Genomic DNA, 15,305 nt, shown 5'->3' with positions numbered 1-15,305 from the left:
GCATTGGCAAATATAGACGATACCGCCAACCACCAACCCAGCAACAAGACCCAACAGTCCGGCCAAACTGTCGACGGCGAAAATAAATACAAAAGTAGCTGCCAAATGGAGCAGCCCGGCGTAAAGCCAACGCCGACCTAAGCGGATGCCGGCCCACAGCACCACCGGCGCCAGAACGGCGATGGCGGAGCCGTAATATTTGAGAATCAGCGCCGCATTCACTTCGACCCACCCCTTGCCACGAAAGAGGCCATAGATGGGGCTTGCCGCGTACAGGCCCAACAACGCGATGACGACGCAAACTAGGGCGGCCACGATCATGGCACGGAGACAGGCGTCGAGGGCGCCGCGCGACAGGAAATAGTGAATCAGCGATGCGGCGATCACCATGCCCACCATCCGTCCCCAGATGGTGAGTGAGCGTCCGAGATCGGGCGATTCGGCAACGCCAGGCAGCCACAAGAGAAATGTCAGGATGATCACCATGCCGAGCGGCGTGCGGGCGCCCAGCGCCAGATCGGCGGCTAATTGGAAACGTCCTGGCGCCGCCAATAAAAGCAGGAGCCCGAGCGCTAACGCCACACCGAAAACAGCCGGACTTGATGCCAACAGCGGTGCGCTGATGCCGCAAAAAATCGCCGCTGCAAGCGCCAGTCCGTGCTGACGCGCCGCTGCCGGCGCCGGCCCATTTCTGTTTGCGACGGACAAGGGTCCGGCTCCTCCCACGGTAGCAGTCAGCAGACATTGTGATGTATCACCGCAATTGGGGCGCGGCAAACTGCAGCATTCGCGCCTGCGCCCCGGCCAGCGCCCGGCAGTGGCCCGACAGTGGATTGACGCATAGTGGGAGCGGACGGTAGGTTCCGGGCGCAGCCGTTCCCAGTCCATCGAGCCCATAACCCACATGATAATTCTTGGTGTCCACTCCGGATATCACGAGGCCGCCGCCTGCCTGTTCGACGACTATCGGATGGTTTCGGCGATCTCGCTCGAACGCCTGACTCGGCGCAAGATCGATGGCGGTCGGATGCCCGATGAAGCCATCGACGAATGCCTTGCCATCGCCGGGCTGTCGCGGCGTGAAGTTAATGCGGTCGTCCTCGGGCGCGGTGCATTTGTGTGGCGTTATTTTAAGCATTTCCGTGGCTCCCGCCTACTTGAAGGCAAGATCCGCCAGGCGCTTGGCAAGGAAAAACACAAAAGCATGGAGCGCGAATTGGTGCGCGCCGGACATGCTGATTCGCAAGCCCTGTTCAACGGCAAAAAATTTCTTGCAGATTACGGTTTTCGCGAATCAACCCAACTCTCTTTTTTCAACCACCATCTGGCGCATGCCTTACCCACCCTGTTTCATACAGACTGGGAGGACGCGCTGCTCTACACCTCGGATGGCGGCGGCGACAATGTGCAATACAGCCAGCGCATCTTTAAGGACGGCGATTTGCGCTCCTTGTACGGTGGCGATGAGTGTTTCACGGTGCCGTCGCGAATCGACAGCCTGGGTCTGGCCTACGGCTACGCCACCCAGGCGCTGGGCTGGCGTATCAACCGCCACGAAGGCAAGCTTACCGGCCTGGCGGCGCTTGGCCAGCCTTCGGCGGCGGCGGCAATTTCCGCGCACTTTAAGGTCGATGCCGACGGACAGATTCGGAGCGACTTCGCGACCAATCCTGAGCTCCGCCAGTTCATGTTTAAGACGGCGGAAAACACCTCGCGCGAAGATATGGCGGCTTCAATTCAAGAAGTGTTGGAGCAAGTGACCCTTGAATCCGTGCGCAGCCTGCTGGGGCGCCATTCGGTGCGCCGCCTTGGACTTTCCGGTGGGGTATTCGGCAATGTTCGGCTCAATCGGCTGCTGGCAGAAGAAACGGATATCGAGGAAGTATTCGTCTATCCGGCGATGAGCGATCAGGGTCTGCCCGCCGGCGGGGTGCTGCAATTTCTTCTCGAGCGCGACGGCATGAAAACATGGCTCGCCGCGCGCTATCCGCTAGAGACGCTTTATTTCGGCCGCGACTGGGGTAGCAACGCCGATAAAGTTCTCGGCGGCACACCCGGCCTCGGCGTTCTATCAGACAGTCCGGTCGACAAAACTGCGGAACTTCTATGCCAAGGCAAGGCGGTGGCGATATTTAGCCACGGCATGGAATTTGGCCCGCGCGCGCTCGGCGCGCGCAGCATTCTGGCCTCGCCCGCCGATGCCGGGATTAACGATTCGCTCAACCACCGGCTGTCGCGCTCTGAATTCATGCCCTTCGCGCCGGTTATCGCCGAAGAGGACGCTGCCGAGCTGTTCGATATCAGCTCGCGCAGCCGCTATGCGGCGCGCTTCATGACAATCACCTGCAACGTCAAGCAAGCCTGGCGGCCCCGCATCCCGGCCGTCGTTCATGTCGACGGCACGGCGCGGCCGCAGATCATTCGCCGTGCGCACAATCCGCTCTATTACGATATTCTTGCCGCATTCAAGCAACGAAGCGGCCTGCCGACGATGATCAACACCAGCTTCAACGTCCATGAAGAGCCGATCATCAACCGCCCGGAGGAGTGCGCGCAGGCGCTCCTGGACGACCGGGTGGACTTTGTCGTTACGGACCAAGCGGTTTACCGGCGCGAAGGCGGAGCATGAATTTGTTTGTCGTTGTCATTGGCAGCCTCGCTGCTGGCGCCGTCAGTTGGCTCGCTACGGCGGGCGTCCTTCGACTGCTGCGCAGCCATGGCGTGCTCGACATCCCCAACGAGCGCTCCAGCCATAGCTCGCCAACGCCGCGCGGCGGCGGTATCGCGGTGGCAAGCGTGCTGCTTGCCGCCTGGCTCGCGTTCTGGCTATACGGCGGCAAAGACACCGTGGCGGATGACTTCTGGATTATTCTGGCCGCTGGCGCGGCGCTGGCGCTGATCTCCTGGGTCGACGACGTGCGCGGTAGCTTGCCGGCAATCGTCCGCCTGGGCGTGCAGGCAATCGCGGTCGGCGCAGGCCTGTTTGCGCTTCCCGAAGGCGGTGGGGTGTTTCAAGGCGCCTTGCCGCCGGCGCTCGATCTAGCGGTGAGCGGGCTCATCTGGCTGTGGTTCCTCAATCTGTTCAACTTTATGGACGGCATCGACGGCATCGCCGGCAGCCAGGCTACGAGCGCCGGGCTCGGCCTGTTTGCCTTGGCGATTATTTTTCCGGCCGCCGCCGGCCTCGGGGCCTACGGGCTGACTTTGGCGGCGGTGGCGCTCGGCTTCCTGCCGTGGAACTGGCAGCCGGCGCGAATATTTCTCGGCGATGTCGGCAGCGTGCCGTTGGGCTATGCCATCGGATGGCTGCTGCTATCGTTGGCGACGTTTGGGCTGTGGCAGGCAGCGCTCCTGTTGGTGCTTTATTTTGTAGCCGACGCTAGCTTTATCTTGGTGCGGCGCTTGACCCGAGGCGAACCCATTTGGCGCGCCCATCATCAACATTTCTATCAGGTTGCCGTTGCTGCCGGGCGCAGCCATGCGCATGTGGTGTTGGCGGTGACAATCGTAAATTTGCTGCTTGCCGGCCTTGCCCTCGCAACAACCTTGTCAGCTTCCTTCGCCTGGGGCGCGTTGGGAGCGGGATTGCTGCTTACCGTGGCGCTGTTATGCTATCTTCGACTTTCGCAAAACAGACCGACCCATGCAGACTAGTCGCATCAACAGAACCTACGCGGTTGCCGCATTCGATGTGACTATGGCGGCTTTATCGTTTGCCGTCGCGCTGTTGCTGCGCCGTGGCGTCGACAACTTTTGGCATGAATCGAGCGGCTTTTTCGTCGAGGGCATTGTCGCCTTCAGCGTGATCTCGGCGATTGTTTTTTGGCGCATGCGAATCTATCGGGGCTTTTGGCGTTATACCTCGTCACGTGACGTCACAAAAATCGCCTGGGCGGCGGCAATCGCTATTCTGATCTTTGTCGCCCTGCTGTTTGTCGTTACCCGGCTCGAAGCCTATCCGCGCTCGGCGCTGCCAATCAATCTGCTTTTCCTCGTCGCCCTGCTCGCCGGCCCGCGCATTCTTTACCGCAGTCTGATGGAACGCCGCCTCACCGGCTTTTTTCAGCGTGCCAACGGCGAGCGGCGCGTACCGGTTCTGCTGCTGGGCCTGGGTGAGGACGCCGATCTATTTATCCGCTCCAGCTTGAGCGGCGGCGCAGCGAACTACCGCGTGGTGGGATTGGTGGACGATGACACTGCCACAATCGGCCGTCACATTCATGGCGTCCGGGTCTACGGCCCCGCCCGCAATCTAGTGGAGATCGTGCGGGCACTCAAACATCGCGGTACCCAGCCGCGACGTCTGATCCTCACATCGGACAGCTTCGATTCCGAGCGCTTGCGCGAAATTCTCGATGCTGCCCAGGGGCTTTCAATGCCGTTTTCACGCCTGCCGCGCATGACCGATTTCCGCAACGGCGAAGGCGACGTCATCGACATCCGCCCGGTGGCGATTGAGGACTTGTTGGGCCGCCCCCAGGCGGCGCTGGATAGCAAGGAAATGGCGGCGCTGATCCAAGGGCGGCGCGTTTGCGTTACCGGGGCCGGTGGTTCCATCGGTTCAGAGCTGTGCCGTCAGATCGCCGGGCATGGACCGGCGCATATGACCCTGATCGATAATTCTGAATTCAATCTTTATACCGTCGACATGGAGTTGGCGGAGAATCACGCTGACATATCGCGCAAAGCCGTTCTCGGCGATGTACGCGATTCGGGACGGTTAAATTCGACCTTCGCCGAGACGCGCCCGCAATTGGTATTCCACGCCGCTGCCCTCAAGCATGTCCACATGGTCGAAGCAAACCCCAATGAAGGCGTGCTCACCAACGTGTTGGGCACGCGCAATGTTGCCGATGCCTGCGTTGCCCACAGCGTCGCTGTGATGGTGCTGATCTCCAGCGACAAGGCGGTAAATCCAACAAACGTCATGGGCGCGACGAAGCGCATTGCGGAGAGCTATTGCCAGACGTTGGGTCTTTCGCTGGCCGCTGGGGAGCAGGGTCATACGCGCTTGGTCACGGTCCGGTTCGGCAATGTGTTGGCTTCGTCGGGCTCCGTCGTGCCGCTCTTTCAACGCCAAATCGCTGCGGGCGGCCCGGTAACCGTGACCGATCCCGAAGTCACCCGTTACTTCATGACCACACGCGAAGCAGTGCAGCTGGTGTTGCAGGCTTCCGGGCTCAGTGCGCGCGGCAAGGGCGGCGAGATTTTCGTACTCGACATGGGCACGCCGATACGAATCAGGGATTTGGCCAGTCAAATGATCCGGCTCGCCGGACTGACGCCAGAAAGAGACATCGCAATCGAATATACCGGTCTCCGCCCCGGCGAAAAATTGACTGAGGAACTATTCCACGCGAAGGAGCCTTTGTCCGAGACGAGTGTCTCCGGCCTGCAACGCGCGATGTCGCGCCCTGCCGACCTGGCGTTGCTACAAGCGCAGATTGACCGCCTGTGCGCGGCGGCGGCGGCGCGCGACAGCGAAGCGACGCTAGCGGAAATCGCTGTTATCGTTCCGGAATTTCGCGGCCAAACGCCGAATCCTGACACCCCGGTAACCCGGCGCGCAGCGCAGTAAGCGCCGCCCACCCGCCACCGCATCCACGACCAAACAATGAGAATCCACAATGACAGAAGACGCTGAACTCCGGTCTATATCCCGCGCCCTGATCTCCGTATCTGACAAATCAGGCCTCACAGAATTAGCCAGATACCTCTCGCAATCGGGTATTGAAATACTTTCAACTGGCGGCACGGCAAAAACATTGCGTGACGCCGGCATCGCGGTGAAAGACGTTTCCGAACACACCGAGTTTCCCGAAATGCTGGATGGTCGGGTGAAAACGCTGCATCCAAAGGTGCATGGCGGCATCCTCGGCATTCGCGACAACACCTCCCACCGCGACGCCATGGCAGCACATGATATCCAGCCCATCGATCTCGTCGTGGTCAATCTCTACCCCTTCGAGCAAACGGTGGCAGCGGGCAGCGATTTCGAAACCTGCATAGAGAACATCGATATTGGCGGACCCGCCCTGATTCGCGCAGCGGCCAAGAATCATGGCGATGTGGTGGTTCTGGTGGACAGTGCCGACTATCAAGCAGTGATCGATGAAATGACCGACTTAAAGGGCGCCACATCGGGCGCGCTTCGCCGCCGTCTCGCCGCCAAGGCCTACGCCCGCACGGGCGCCTATGATTCCGCTATCGCCGGGTGGTTCGCCGAACAACAAGGCATTAACTTGCCGGAGCGCCTGACATTCTCGGCCGAACGCCGGCAAATGCTGCGCTATGGCGAGAACCCGCATCTCGCCGCCGCGTTTTATACCGGCGGCCCAGCACGCCCCGGCGTGGCTGCTGCCCGCCAGGTGCAAGGCAAGGAATTGAGCTATAATAATTTGAACGATACCGACGCGGCTTTCGAACTGGTGGCGGAATTCAGCGCTCCCGCGATTGCGATTATCAAGCATGCCAATCCCTGCGGCACGGCGCAGGGCCGTGACCTCAAAGAGGCCTATTTAAAAGCCCTCGCCTGTGACCCGGTGAGCGCGTTCGGCGGCATTATCGCGTCCAACCGGCCTCTCGATCAGGGCGTGGCCGAAGAGATCGCCAAGCTGTTTGCCGAGGTGGTTATAGCGCCCGCGGCGGATGCGGCGGCGCTCGAAATTCTTGCCGGTAAAAAGAATTTGCGCGTGCTGTTGAGCGGTGGCATACCTGACCCCGCCGCGCCCGGTATATCATTGCGCCAGTTGTCTGGCGGATACCTGGCGCAGCAGCGCGACAACGGCCGCATCGAACGTGGCAACTTAAAAACGGTGACCCGCCGCGCGCCCAGCGAGGCTGAACTCGAGGATCTGATTTTTGCCTTTCGCGTCTGCAAACATGTCAAATCCAACGCCATCGTCTATGTCAAGAACGGCGCCACGGTGGGCGTCGGCGCCGGGCAGATGAGTCGCGTCGATTCATCGCGAATTGCCGCTTGGAAGGCTGCCGAGGCGGCTGAAGCGGCAGGCGAGAAACAATCCCGCGCCGTCGGTTCAGTGGTCGCGTCGGACGCCTTTTTCCCGTTTGCCGATGGCTTACTCGCGGCTGCCGAGGCCGGCGCTACGGCGATCATTCAACCGGGCGGCTCAATTCGCGACGAGGAAGTCATTGCCGCAGCGGATGAAAACGGCCTGGCCATGGTCTTCACCGGCATGCGCCATTTCCGTCACTAGTGTGATTGCATTTCCATAGGGCATGACGATGAAGACAGTAAATACCGCTTCCTCCCACGATGCGGAGGCACCCGCGATGATCGCGGCGCAGGAATTTTTAGACTATGCAATTGAACGCGATGGCAAGCTGTACGCCGGCGTGCATAAGATTGTCGATATGTGGGCGCCCAGACGGATCGATGATCTCGAATTTATTGAAACCGCGCTAAGAGAGAGCGTCGCGGCGGCGCGCGCGACGCTCTTGCATATCCATCTTCACCATTTCGACAACACGGGCGGCGTTTCCGGCGTGGCGGTGCTGGCGGAATCGCACATCAGCGTACACACCTGGCCCGAGCGCGGCTTCGCCGCCTTCGACGTCTTCACCTGCGGCAATACCGACCCCGAAGCAGCTATTGCGGTGTTAACGTCGGCGTTCCAACCGGAGCGGGTTGAGGTTTGCGAAATTTTGCGCGGCGGCACGGAATGAAAACTTGGTCCGAAACTCTGGAGCCCTTCGACTTCACCTCGACCTACAAGGTCGAGCGCGTGCTACATGAAGAGCGCTCGGAATTTCAACATATATTTTTGTTTGAGAATGCCGTCATGGGACGTGTTCTCACCTTGGACGGCGTGGTCCAGACAGCCGAGAAAGATGAATTCTGCTATCACGAGATGATCGTGCATGTGCCGATCCTGGCGCATGGCAAGGCGCGGCGCGTACTTGTCCTCGGTGGCGGTGATGGCGGCGCAGTGGAAGAAGTGTTTAAACATCAGGACGTGGAACGGGCTACGTTGGTCGATATCGATCGCACCGTAATCGATCTGTCAAAACGTTATCTGAGTGCCATTTCAGGCGACGCGTTCGACGATCCACGGCTCGAATTGTTGATCGCCGACGGCTGCCGTTTCGTGGCCGAGACCGATGCCCGCTACGACGTCATTATCGTCGATTCGCCGGATCCCATCGGTCCTGGCGCAGCGCTTTTCACCAGTGAATTCTACGCCAATTGCAGACGCTGCCTAACGCCAGGCGGCGTTTTGGTGACGCAGAACGGCGTTCCCTTCAAGCAACAGACGGAATTGCGCGACAGCATGACGGCCCTAGCTTCGCTGTTCGCCGATGCGCGTTGCTATCTGACCCATGTGCCGATCTATATTGGCGGCGCAATGGCGCTTGGTTGGGCGAGTGATGACACGGCGCTCTGGCGAACTCCGCTCGAGACCCTAACGAGCCGTTTCGAAAAATCAGCAATCGACACCCGCTATTACAGCCCTGCAGTTCATCAGGCATCTTTTGTTCTGCCGCGCTATATCGAAGAATTGACCGTGACCTCTTAACAACGGTCCATTTCCGCCCTCTTGGCGCCAAAAGAATGTGATGCCAGCGCCGCAGTACATTCGAAAAAACACGCCCAAGTTTATGCCAGAATCAATTCCCGCATGTGGCGGTTGGCAAGCGCGAGCTTGGCGAGGTCAAGCGGGCCAGCGCTTTTGAGATCATCGAACAAGGCAACGGATCGTTCGAATATATCCTGATTTTGCGATACCCAATTCTCGACGGCATCTTCCGGCGAGAGATGAGCGCCATCCGAAAGCACGGTCCGGCATAACGCTCGCTGCTGAGAATATAGATCTTCGATTATGGCGGCGACGGCGCGTTGCTGCCAGTGATCGCCGGCAAGCAGCGGCGCGGCGTCGTCCCGCAGCCATTCGAGACCGAAGCGCGCGCCGAGTTGGAAATAGACCGCAGCCGTTTTGTCCACCGGTAGCGCCGCTTGGCGCGACACCTCGACAATATCGCAGGCTGGAATCATCGCGTCCACGGAGGCGACCAGACGCGCCAAGCCGTCAGCAACGCCATTCTTGCCGAACTTGGCCTGGCGCGAACCCAAATGCGTGAGCCCGGCTGGCGAGAGGACGGATTCGATCTGCCCCTCCAACTCGCCGATACCGGCGCCAAAATCGTCAATGGCGCGCGAGATATCGAGCGGCCGCGGCCTGTTGCGCAGCAGCCACGATGTATGGTGGACCAGCAATTTGTGAAATTCGGCAAACATGTCGAGCTGGACAGCGCTCTCAATCCGATTGTCGAGTGCCTCGATAGCCTGCCAGTTGCGGCGCAACTGATTGATACGCCGCGCCGCCACATAGGCGCGCGCAACATCACCTTGGCCACAAGCACTCTCCTCCGCCATCTCAGAAACGAAGCAAACGCCAGCGCGATTGATGAGGCTGTTGGCGATAGACGAGGAAATGATCTCGCGGCGCAAGCGATGGTCTTCGATGCCGGCCCTGTGTTCGGCGCGCAGGGGCGCCGGGAAGTAAAGCGCTAGATCATCGTCGAGATGGGTATCTTCCGGCACGTCGCTTTCGAGCAAATTTTCAAAGAGAGCCATTTTGGCATACGCCAGCAGCAAGGCGATTTCAGGCCGTGTGAGGCCCTGACCTGCGCTCGCGCGCTCATCTATCGTATCTTCATCCGGCAAACCTTCGACGATACGATCGAGCCGGCCGGCGCGCTCCATGCTGCGCATCAAGCGCGCGTGGGAATCAAGGCGCTCCGGTGCGTGCGCCGCTTCGATGCTGATCGCCTGGCTTTGCAAATAATTGTCGCGCAGCACCAGGGCGGCGACCTCATCAGTCATGCGATGCAGCAGCGTGTTGCGATTCTTCAGCGTGAGCGTACCCTCAGCTGTCACCTTACTGAGGGCAATCTTAATGTTGACCTCATGGTCTGAACAATCCACGCCGGCCGAATTATCCACGGCGTCGCTGTTGATCTTTCCGCCCGCAGCGGCGAACTCAATCCGTGCCGCTTGGGTCAAAGCCAGATTGGCGCCTTCACCAATGACCCGGCAGCGAATCTCGCTCGCCCGAACACGCACCGACGCGTTGACGCGGTCGCCGATCTCTTCGTCGCGTTCCCGCCCGGCCCGGACGAAACAACCGATGCCGCCGAACCACAGCAAATCTGCCGGCGCCCGCAAGAGGGCGGAGATGAGTTGATTGGGAGTGAGAGTTTGCTCTTCGATCCCGAGCCAGGCGCGCACGTTGGGTGCGAGCGCCACCGATTTTGCGCTGCGTTCAGCGATAAATCCGCCCGGCGACAATGCCTGATATTCACTCCAATCCGAACTCCCCTCGCGAAATAGGCGGCGGCGCTCGCGGAAACTAGTTTTGGCGTCCGGGTGCGGATCGACAAAAATTTGACGATGATTAAATGCGGCCAGCAGAAGGATATGCTCGGACTGCAGCATGCCATTGCCGAACACGTCGCCGGACATGTCGCCAACGCCGACAACGGTGAAATCTTCTGACTGAATATCACGGCTGAGCTCGCGAAAATGGCGCTTCACCGATTCCCAAGCACCGCGCGCGGTGATGCCCATTTTCTTATGATCATAGCCGTCGCGCCCGCCCGATGCGAAGGCGTCGCCCAGCCAAAATCCATAATCCAGCGCCAGTTCGTTGGCAATATCCGAAAAACTAGCGGTGCCTTTATCGGCGGCGACGACCAAATAGGGATCATCAGAATCATAACGCACCACATCTGCCGGCGGCACGACGACATCGGCCTGGCGGTTGTCGGTCAAATCCAGCAAACCTGAGATGAAGATTTTATAGCACTCGATCGCTTCGGCGCGCAGTTCGTCCGACGCCAGCGGTGGGCACTTGACGACAAAGCCGCCCTTGGCGCCGACCGGCACGATCACCGCATTCTTGACCATTTGAGCTTTCATCAGGCCGAGCACTTCGGTGCGAAAATCCTCGCGGCGGTCAGACCAGCGGATGCCACCACGAGCAACTTTTCCACCGCGCAGATGAACGCCCTCCACACGCGGCGAATAGACAAAGATTTCGAACAACGGCCGAGGCGCCGGCAATTCTTCAAGCTGCCGCGAATCCAATTTAATCGAGAGATAAGATTTGGCCTCGCCAGTGGGGCTCTTCTGAAAGTAATTGGTGCGCACCGCCGAATCGACGACATTCAGAAAGCGGCGCAGAATGCGGTCTTCATCGAGGCTGGAAACGCCGTCCAGTGCCGCCAGTATATTGCTCCGCAATTTGTCGATATTGCTTTCACCAGGGCCGCGCGGGTCGAAGCGCTTCACAAAATACTCGGCGAGTAACGCGGAGATGGAGGCGTTTCGGGCTAGCGTCTCTTCCATGTATGGCTGGCTGAACGGTATCCCGGCCTGGCGCAAGAATTTGCTGATGGCACGCAGGATCGCGACTCCGCGCCAATCCAATCCGCTGCACACGACCAAATGGTTGAACCCGTCATCTTCCACGTCGCGCGCCCAGATTCGGGCGAAAGCCTCGTGGAAAATATCTCTGATTTCGTGGATATCGACGGATTGTCCGCCCTGCTCCGTCATGGTGAGATCGTGCACCCAGACGGCCTCCAATTGACCCCTCGCGCGTAGGTGGGCGCCGATTTCCGTTCCTTCAAGCCGGACGCTGTACGGCCGCTCGCTGATAACGCGCAGGCCCATATTCTCCAAACTCGGCAGCAGGTCCGAGAGGGGAATCGGTGCGCCGGCACGATAAATCTTGAAATTGACGGTCGGGCCATCGTCGTCAGGCAGGCGGTAAAGATTCATGGCGATGGAATCGCCTTTCGCCGCCTGCTCAATCTTGATCACATCCTCGGCCCCCGTCAGGGCTGAGAAATCTTCTCTATAGGCGATCGGAAAGGCGTCACGAAAGCATTGAAATAGGGCGCGCTGCCGTTCACCGTCAAACCGCTCGCCGAGCTCCGCGTTCAGTTGATCGCGCCACGACCGTGCCGTTTCGGCGATCCGCGCCTCGATTTTAAGCGAGTCATAATTGGGTATTTTGCCCGGCGTCGTTTCGACAATGTAGTGCAGGCGCGCCAACGGCGAATCGCCGACCTGCGCCGCGTATGTTTGAGATATACCAGCGAACGTAGATTCGAGAATTGCTTCGATCCGCTCACGCAGATCGGTGTTGTAGCGGTCACGGGAAAGATAGACGAGGCAAGATACAAAGCGCTCAAAAGGATCACGGCGAATGAACAATCTCGTTTGCTGCTGCACCTCAGCATCAATGACGCCGAGACTTAAGGTGAGCAGATTTTCCTCGCTGATCTGAAACAACTCATCCCGGGGCAGGGATTCCACAACATGCTGCAGCGCCTTCAGATTGTGGCTCCCGGCCGTGAACTCCGATGCCGCCAGCACATGATCTATCTTGCGGCGCAGCAGTGGAATATCCGAGACGCTGCAATTGTAGGCGGCGGACGTGAAAAGACCGAGAAAGCGGCGCTCGCCGCATACCTGGCCGTCGGCGTCATGAATTTTTACACCCACCGAATCCATCGCCACATTGCGATGTACCTTAGAGCGCCGGGTGGATTTGGTGATGATCAGGAGGCTGGGCGACGCATAAATGTCCAGCGCTTCGGGTGGCAGCTTGTCCGACCATGCGCCAAGAGGACGAACCGCCGGATTTCGCAATACGCCCAACCCCGAATTCGCCGTGACCTGATAGCGGAATTCGCTCTCGGAAAGGTTGTCCAAAGAGTATTCGCGGTAGCCTAGAAACGTAAAATGATTGTTTGCCATCCAATTCATGAAGGCGACCGCCTCGCCGCTTTCGTTCTCCGGCACTCCGGGCGGCGGATCGGTTTGTAACAGAGCAACAGTCTTGGCCAATTGCGCGATTATGGGTTTCCAATCAGCAGTCACGGCACGCACATCCTCGAGGATGGCGATTAACTCGCCCTCTAGCTGTAAATGGATGTTTTCACTGGCGCAGAGGTCGATCTCGAGGAGAACGCAGGATTCAAGCTCCCTGTCGCCATCTTCTGTCGAGCCCTTCAAATTCGTAAGCTTGCCGTCTGCGTCGCGTTCAATTTTGAGCACTGGGTGAATCAGACGGTGAATTGCCAGCTGCTGCCCAGTCAAATAGGCGGTGATTGAATCGATAATGAACGGCATATCGTCATTGAGCATCGCCACCACCGTATAAGGCGATTCCCAACCATCAATTTCCGAGCTCGGATTGTAGACGCGTACTTTCGCGGTGCCAGGAACTCGTTCCTGCATGAAGCGCCATTGCGCCTTGGCGATGGCAAATAGGCTCTCGTGATTGCTTGTCGTCAGAAATTTGGCCGGAAGCGCGGCATAAAATGCGTGCACAAATTCGCCCGCTACGGGTGCCGTCTCCGGCGGCGCGTCTTCACGGACCCTGCGAGCGATTGAATCCAAACAATCGCGTGCCTGCGCGGATGCTTGAAAATGCGCCGTTTTTGCTTCGGCGATTTCCTCGCCAACGTGTGTGTTAGCCATGACTGAATTGTACGACCGCAGGATTACCCATGTTTTAACATTCTGTCATATATGGGGGAATTGACAGTGTTAACTAAAATTACTCGGCGGTTTGTTGGCAGCGGGTTTAAATAAATGGTAGGAAGTTCGAGGCGACGCACATCGACGTGAATTTGATCCGGCGCGCACTTTGTCGCCGGTTTGAATGCGTCACTCTATCATACCGTTGTTTAGCCGGCCTCGGCCGAAATTTTGCAGTTGAAGAACTGTCACCTTAGAAGTTGAAGAACTGTCACCTTAGGAGAAACAAAATGTCAAAATCGGCAATATCTGACACCAAGACCCAGGAATATTTAGAGCGCTATATCGAAGGCGTGAAAAAGCGCAATCCGGGCGAGACGGAGTTCCATCAAGCGGTCTATGAAGCAGCCTCGACTATTTTTCCGTATATCGCGGATAAACCCATCTATCACGAGAACCAGATTCTTGAGCGTATCGCCGAGCCTGAGCGCGTTATCATGTTCCGAGTTCCGTGGACAGACGATGCCGGCAATGTCCGCACCAACCGGGGCTTTCGCGTCCAGGTCAACAGTGCCATTGGCCCGTACAAGGGCGGGATTCGCTTTCATCCGAGTGTGAATTTGAGCATTTTGAAGTTCCTCGGCTTTGAGCAAACCTTTAAGAACAGCCTGACCGGTCTGCCCATGGGCGGCGGCAAAGGCGGCGCGAACTTCAATCCGAAAGGCAAATCGGACAATGAAGTCATGCGCTTTTGCCAATCGTTCATTACCGAACTCTACCGTCATATCGGCGAAGACACCGACGTGCCGGCGGGTGATATTGGTGTCGGCGCGCGCGAGATTGGCTATATGTTCGGCCAATATAAGCGCATCACAAACCGCTTCGTCGGCGTGTTGACAGGCAAAGGGCTCGAATTCGGTGGTTCAAAAATGCGCACCGAGGCAACCGGCTACGGCGCCATGTTCTTCCTGCGCAACATGTTGGAGCAGGCCGGCAACGGCATGGAAGGCAAGCGCGTGCTCATCTCGGGCTCGGGTAACGTCGCCACGCACGCGGCGGAGAAGGTCCTGCAACTTGGCGGTTCACCGCTTACTCTCTCTGATTCCGGCGGATTTATTCATTCCGCCGGCGGATTGACCCAGGAACAGATCGACTGGGTTAAAGTATTGAAGGGCGTGCGCCGAGGCCGTATTTCGGAAGCGGCGGACGAGTTCAAGGACATCACCTTCCATGAGGGTCTACGCCCGTGGGGCGTGGAAGCGGATTGCGCCTCACCCTGTGCGACGCAGAACGAGGTCAATGCCGCGGAAGCCGCGACGATGTTGAAAAACGGCATCATAGCACTCGCCGAAGGCGCCAATATGCCTTGCGAGCAAGGGGCGGTGGACGCTTTCCAGGACGCCAAGGCCTTGTTCGGTCCGGCCAAGGCGGTAAATGCCGGCGGTGTGGGCGTGTCTGGCCTGGAGATGAGCCAGAACAGCGCGCGCATCGCCTGGGGCGAAGACAATCTGCGCAAGCTGCTGGAAGACATGATGAAGGACATCCACACTGCCTGTGTCACGCACGGCACCGACGCGGATGGCCACGTCAACTATCTTAAGGGCTCAAACATTGCGGGCTTCGTCAAAGTGGCGGACGCCATGCTTGCTTACGGCCACGTCTAAAACCGATTCGAAAAACCGTCTCTAAAGGACGGGGGCGCCGCTGATTATCGCGGCGCCCCCGTTTTTTTGGCTCGTGTCAGATGCTACGAAGCCGCGGCACGGCCAAACTCTTCACTCTTTAGTGTCTT

General features: G+C 58.8%; 9 protein-coding genes. 7 read left to right on the top strand and 2 right to left on the bottom strand.

Annotation, left to right across the window (positions count from 1 at the left end):
* A partial coding sequence (locus O3A94_16075) for a hypothetical protein (GenBank protein MDA1357771.1) occupies positions 1-708 on the bottom strand: 708 nt, incomplete at its 3' end.
* A gap of 196 nt (positions 709-904) precedes the next feature.
* Between O3A94_16075 and O3A94_16070 the strand changes: the two genes are divergently transcribed.
* From O3A94_16070 to speE, 6 genes are all read left to right on the top strand, one after another.
* Entirely contained in the window at positions 905-2,629 is a 1,725-nt protein-coding gene (locus O3A94_16070; GenBank protein MDA1357770.1) for a hypothetical protein, read from the top strand.
* The gene (locus O3A94_16065) at positions 2,626-3,654 is read left to right on the top strand and encodes a glycosyltransferase family 4 protein (GenBank protein MDA1357769.1); all 1,029 of its coding nucleotides are present in this window, start codon (positions 2,626-2,628) and stop codon (positions 3,652-3,654) included. The genes O3A94_16070 and O3A94_16065 overlap by 4 nt, the downstream gene beginning before the upstream one ends.
* Positions 3,644-5,578, top strand: coding sequence for a nucleoside-diphosphate sugar epimerase/dehydratase (locus O3A94_16060; protein ID MDA1357768.1), 1,935 nt, complete (start codon positions 3,644-3,646; stop codon positions 5,576-5,578). The genes O3A94_16065 and O3A94_16060 overlap by 11 nt, the downstream gene beginning before the upstream one ends.
* Before the next feature lie 49 nt (positions 5,579-5,627).
* A complete protein-coding gene (purH, locus tag O3A94_16055) occupies positions 5,628-7,217 on the top strand; it encodes a bifunctional phosphoribosylaminoimidazolecarboxamide formyltransferase/IMP cyclohydrolase (protein ID MDA1357767.1) in 1,590 nt (529 codons plus the stop codon).
* Positions 7,218-7,293: 76 nt separating this feature from the next.
* On the top strand, positions 7,294-7,686 hold the full coding sequence (gene speD / locus O3A94_16050) for an adenosylmethionine decarboxylase (protein ID MDA1357766.1): 393 nt from the start codon (positions 7,294-7,296) through the stop codon (positions 7,684-7,686).
* Positions 7,683-8,537, top strand: coding sequence for a polyamine aminopropyltransferase (gene speE, locus O3A94_16045; protein ID MDA1357765.1), 855 nt, complete (start codon positions 7,683-7,685; stop codon positions 8,535-8,537). Before speD ends, speE begins: the two co-directional genes overlap by 4 nt.
* Positions 8,538-8,617: 80 nt before the next feature.
* Here speE and O3A94_16040 read toward each other — a convergent pair whose 3' ends face one another.
* Entirely contained in the window at positions 8,618-13,513 is a 4,896-nt protein-coding gene (locus O3A94_16040; GenBank protein MDA1357764.1) for an NAD-glutamate dehydrogenase, read from the bottom strand.
* Positions 13,514-13,803: 290 nt separating this feature from the next.
* Here O3A94_16040 and gdhA point away from each other — a divergent pair, with 290 nt between their 5' ends.
* Positions 13,804-15,177: an NADP-specific glutamate dehydrogenase gene (gene gdhA / locus O3A94_16035; GenBank protein ID MDA1357763.1), complete on the top strand. Its 1,374-nt coding sequence runs from the start codon at positions 13,804-13,806 to the stop codon at positions 15,175-15,177.
* Positions 15,178-15,305: the final 128 nt, after the last annotated feature.

The organism is Pseudomonadota bacterium (genome assembly GCA_027624955.1).
Classification (GTDB): Bacteria; Pseudomonadota; Alphaproteobacteria; order UBA828; family UBA828; genus PTKB01.
The sequence above is the reverse complement of the archived record's forward strand: the minus strand, read 5'-3'. Positions and strand labels throughout refer to the sequence as shown.

What these genes read in the sequence shown, in the direction of transcription:
- O3A94_16070 (MDA1357770.1), top strand. Translation starts at nt 905, where the DNA reads ATGATAATTCTTGGTGTCCACTCCGGATATCACGAGGCCGCCGCCTGC.
- O3A94_16065 (MDA1357769.1), top strand. Translation starts at nt 2,626, where the DNA reads ATGAATTTGTTTGTCGTTGTCATTGGCAGCCTCGCTGCTGGCGCCGTC.
- O3A94_16060 (MDA1357768.1), top strand. Translation starts at nt 3,644, where the DNA reads ATGCAGACTAGTCGCATCAACAGAACCTACGCGGTTGCCGCATTCGAT.
- purH (MDA1357767.1), top strand. Translation starts at nt 5,628, where the DNA reads ATGACAGAAGACGCTGAACTCCGGTCTATATCCCGCGCCCTGATCTCC.
- speD (MDA1357766.1), top strand. Translation starts at nt 7,294, where the DNA reads ATGATCGCGGCGCAGGAATTTTTAGACTATGCAATTGAACGCGATGGC.
- speE (MDA1357765.1), top strand. Translation starts at nt 7,683, where the DNA reads ATGAAAACTTGGTCCGAAACTCTGGAGCCCTTCGACTTCACCTCGACC.
- O3A94_16040 (MDA1357764.1), bottom strand. Translation starts at nt 13,513, where the DNA reads ATGGCTAACACACACGTTGGCGAGGAAATCGCCGAAGCAAAAACGGCG.
- gdhA (MDA1357763.1), top strand. Translation starts at nt 13,804, where the DNA reads ATGTCAAAATCGGCAATATCTGACACCAAGACCCAGGAATATTTAGAG.